The organism is Streptomyces sp. NPDC057543, from assembly GCF_042801895.1.
Classification (GTDB): domain Bacteria; phylum Actinomycetota; class Actinomycetes; order Streptomycetales; family Streptomycetaceae; genus Streptomyces.
This window is the reverse complement of record NZ_JBHVFF010000485.1, coordinates 1-3,654: the sequence shown is the minus strand read 5'-3', so window position 1 is coordinate 3,654 and position 3,654 is coordinate 1. Positions and strand designations below refer to the sequence as shown.

The window sequence follows — 3,654 nt, the reverse complement described above, 5'->3', positions numbered from 1 at the left end:
AGGTGGGGCCGGGCCCCACCTCCCGCACGGCGTCACAACCCGGACCGCGGGAGCCGCCCGCGCCATCGTGGCCGAGGGGCCTTGGACGGGGGTCGTGCGATCCCTCCGGGACACGGCCGCCATCGGGTGCAGGACAAAGACCGATCAGCGCACCCCGGCTTCGAGCCTGAGGCTCCAGCGGCCCGGCATGCCGGTGAGCGTGACCGTGGACAGCGGCCGGACGTCGACGTTCCAGTACGTCGACGGCGGGGCCTTGAGCGCGTAGACGAGGGCGGCCCGGACGACCGCCGGTTCGGCGACGGCGACGATCGAACCGTCGCAGGCCGGTCGCGTGTCCAGCCAGCCGCCTATCCGCGAGATGAAGGCGAGCAGCGGTTCACCGCCGTGCGGGGCGGAGCGCGGGTCCGCGAGCCAGGCGTCGACGGCCGCGGGTTCGCAGGCCGTGACATCGGCGAGGGTACAGCCCCGCCAGCGGCCCATGTCGCAGTCGCGCAGTGCGGGCTGGACGAGCGGGGCGAAGCCGAGCGCGTCGCCGGTGGCGCGGCTGCGCGGGGTGGGTGAGCAGTAGCGCAGTTCTGCGGCGCCGAGGGGCATCAGGGTGTGCGCGGCGAGCTGCACCTCGTGCCAGCCTGCGTGGTCGAGCGGCCGGTCGTCGTCGAAGCGCTCGGCGAGCAGGGCGGAGCTGCGTGCCGCGGCGACGAGCGAGACTCGAACAGTCATGGCCGTGATCGTGGAGCCGAACGAACCGCGGGTCAAGAGGGCCTCCACCGGTGCTTCCGGCCGGGCACGACCGGGGGTGCCTCCGCGGATGCGCGCCTCCCGATGACTCGAAGCCGGCCCTCGCGTACCTCTCGTAGCCCCGTTGGTGTCCTCACCTGCCCAGGACCTCCTCGCAGGCGGTGCGCAGACGGCGGACCCCCTCGGCGATCTCGGCCGCACCGGCCACCGCGGCATAGCTCAATCGGACCTGCGGGGACGGGGGTTCGGCGCAGAAGTACGGCCGTCCGGGCGCGATGGCCACGCCCGCGCGCAGGGCCGCCGAGACCACCGCGGACTCGTCCGTACCGGCTTCCGCCTCGGGCAGGCGCAGCCACAGGCTGCCGCCGCCCGCGGGGATGTGCGGGAGCACGAGGGCGGGGAGTTCCTGCCGCACGGCCGTCGTCATGGTGGTGCGCCGGTTCCTCAGCTCGGTCGATACGGCACGCAGATGGTGACCCCACGCCGGGGAGCCGACCAGTTCGAGCGCGGCCTCCTGGAGCGGTCGGGGGACGAAGAAGCTGTCGACGACCTGGATGGCCCGCAGCCGGCCGAGCACCGGACCGCGGGCGGCGAGCGCGCCCACCCGCAGACTCGGCGAGGTGACCTTGGTGAGGGAGCAGACGTGGACGACCACACCGTCCGGGTCGTCGGCGGCCAGGGGTGCGGGCAGTGGCCCGGCGTCGTCGTGGGCCAGACGGCGGGCGAAGTCGTCCTCGATGACGAAGGCCCCCGCCGCACGGGCGATCCGGACGACCTCGCCGCGCCGTTCGGGGGCGAGGACCGCGCCCGTCGGGTTCTGGAACAGCGGCTGGCAGACGAAGACGCGGGCGCCGGTGGCCCGGAACGCGGCAGCGAGCAGTTCCGGCCGCACGCCGTCGGCGTCGACGGGCACCGGCACGGGGCGCAGCCCGGTGGCGCGGGCGGCCGCCAGCATGCCGGGGTAGGTGGGCGACTCGACCAGGACCGGGGCGCCGGGCGGGGCGAGGGCGCGCAGCGCGGTGGCCAGCGCGCTCTGGCCGCCCGCGGTGATCAGGATGTCGGCGGCGGTGAGCGCGGGCCCGATCTCGCGGGCGAACCAGGCCCGCAGTTCGGTCAGCCCGTCGGTGGGCGGGCGCCCCCAGGCACCGGGGCGGCGCCCGGCCCGGGCGAGGGCGGCGGCGAGTGCCCGCTCCGGCTGGAGCGAGGGGTGGAGGTAGCCGCCGTTGAGCTCGATGACACCGGGCGGCGGTGCGGCGAGCGTGACCAGGACACCGGAGGCGTCGACCGTGCGCGGTACCGCTTCGGGGCCGCGGTCGCCGCTGAGGGAGACCTCCTGCCAGGAGGTGTCGCCCGGCGGGGGCGTATCGGTACGGGGCCGCGCCCGGAAGGCTCCGGAGCCCGGCCGGGTGACGACGAGGCCCTCGGCGGCGAGCTGGGCGATGGCCCGGGAGACGGTGACGGGGCTGACCCGGAAGCGCTCCACGAGGGCCCGGCTCGACGGCAGCTTTCCACCCGGCGAGTAGCGGTTCAGTTCACTGCGGAGGGAAGCTACGAGTTCAGCGACACTGCTACGCTCTTGCATGAAAGCTGACGATAGCGCTACTCCCAACGGCGTGATAGCGGTTGATGCACCGACGGCCGGACCGGCGACTGAACCGTCCGCCGGATCGACGGCGGGTACTACGGCCGGTTCGGCGGCCGGTTCGGCGAACCGCGGTGGCGTGGTTCTCGCCGGGCTCGGTGTCGTCGCGTTCTCGCTGACCTTCCCGTCCACGGCCTGGGGCCTGGAGAGCTTCGGCCCCTGGTCGCTGGTGGCGCTGCGCACCCTGCTCGCCGCGGCGATCGCGGGCGCTGTGCTGATGGCGGGGCGCGTACCGGTGCCGGACCGGCGGCACCGGCCGGGTCTCCTCGTCGTCGCCGGAGGCGTGGTGGTGGGCTTCCCGCTGCTGACCACGCTGGCCCTGCAGACCTCGACGACCTCGCACGCGGCCGTCGTGGTGGGGCTGCTTCCGCTGACCACCGCGGTGTTCTCCTCGCTGCGGACCGGGGCGCGGCCGCCCCGTGCCTTCTGGGTCGCGGCGCTCGCCGGGGCGGCGGTGGTGATCGCGTTCACCGTGCAGCAGAGCGGTGGTGCGCTGTCCGGGGGCGACCTGTATCTGTTCGGTGCGCTGCTGGTGTGCGCGGCGGGGTACACCGAGGGCGGCAGGCTCGCCGGGGTCATGCCGGGCTGGCAGGTGGTCGGCTGGGCACTCATCGTCTCCCTGCCGCTCGCGGTGGCGGGGGCGGCGATCGCGCTGCCCCTGGAGCCGGTGCGGCCGACCGCGCACGGAGTGATCGGCCTGGTCTGGGTGGCGGCCGGCTCCACCTTCCTCGGCCTGTACGTCTGGTACCGCGGGATGGCGGAGATCGGGGTGCCGCGGGCCAGCCAGCTCCAGCTCGCGCAGCCGATGCTGACCCTGGTGTGGTCGTTGCTCGTGCTCGGCGAGAAGGTTTCGGCGGCGGCGCCGGTGGCGGCGATCGCGGTGCTGGTCTGCATCGCGGTCACTCAGCGGGCGGGGCGCGCCCGGCACGCGGGGTGAGAACCGCGCACCCTCCGCCGGGCGAAGTCGCGTTTCGGTCATAGACTTGTCGACATGGACCGCCACCCGTGAGGAGGTCACACCCGATGGAGGCACACGCGGGCGACCGTCTGCTGACACACGGCAGGACCGTGGGACAGCACGACCGGGTCGCAGAGATCGTCGAAGTGCTCGGGGCCGGGGGCACTCCCCCGTACCGCGTCCGCTTCGAGGACGGACACGAACACCTCATTTCGCCCGGTCCCGACAGCGTCGTACAGCACAAAGCCCGTAAGCAGGCACCGGAGACCCGGTAGCGGCCTCCGGCGGACGGCACTGCTCTTCCCCCCCCGGGCCC

General features: G+C 74.4%; 4 protein-coding genes. 2 read left to right on the top strand and 2 right to left on the bottom strand.

Annotated elements, in window-relative coordinates; all coding sequences use genetic code 11:
• Nucleotides 1-144: 144 nt before the first annotated feature.
• Both ACFU8Q_RS40200 and ACFU8Q_RS40195 read right to left on the bottom strand, forming a co-directional pair.
• Nucleotides 145-720, bottom strand: a complete 576-nt coding sequence (locus ACFU8Q_RS40200; protein ID WP_384464787.1) for a histidine phosphatase family protein — start codon at nucleotides 718-720, stop codon at nucleotides 145-147.
• 151 nt (nucleotides 721-871) lie between these two features.
• On the bottom strand, nucleotides 872-2,320 hold the full coding sequence (locus ACFU8Q_RS40195) for a PLP-dependent aminotransferase family protein (protein ID WP_384464784.1): 1,449 nt from the start codon (nucleotides 2,318-2,320) through the stop codon (nucleotides 872-874).
• Here ACFU8Q_RS40195 and ACFU8Q_RS40190 point away from each other — a divergent pair.
• Complete coding sequence (locus ACFU8Q_RS40190; protein WP_384464781.1) at nucleotides 2,319-3,317, top strand: DMT family transporter; 999 nt, start codon at nucleotides 2,319-2,321, stop codon at nucleotides 3,315-3,317. The genes ACFU8Q_RS40195 and ACFU8Q_RS40190 overlap by 2 nt on opposite strands.
• 86 nt (nucleotides 3,318-3,403) lie before the next feature.
• Complete coding sequence (locus tag ACFU8Q_RS40185; protein WP_384464778.1) at nucleotides 3,404-3,613, top strand: DUF1918 domain-containing protein; 210 nt, start codon at nucleotides 3,404-3,406, stop codon at nucleotides 3,611-3,613.
• Nucleotides 3,614-3,654: the final 41 nt, after the last annotated feature.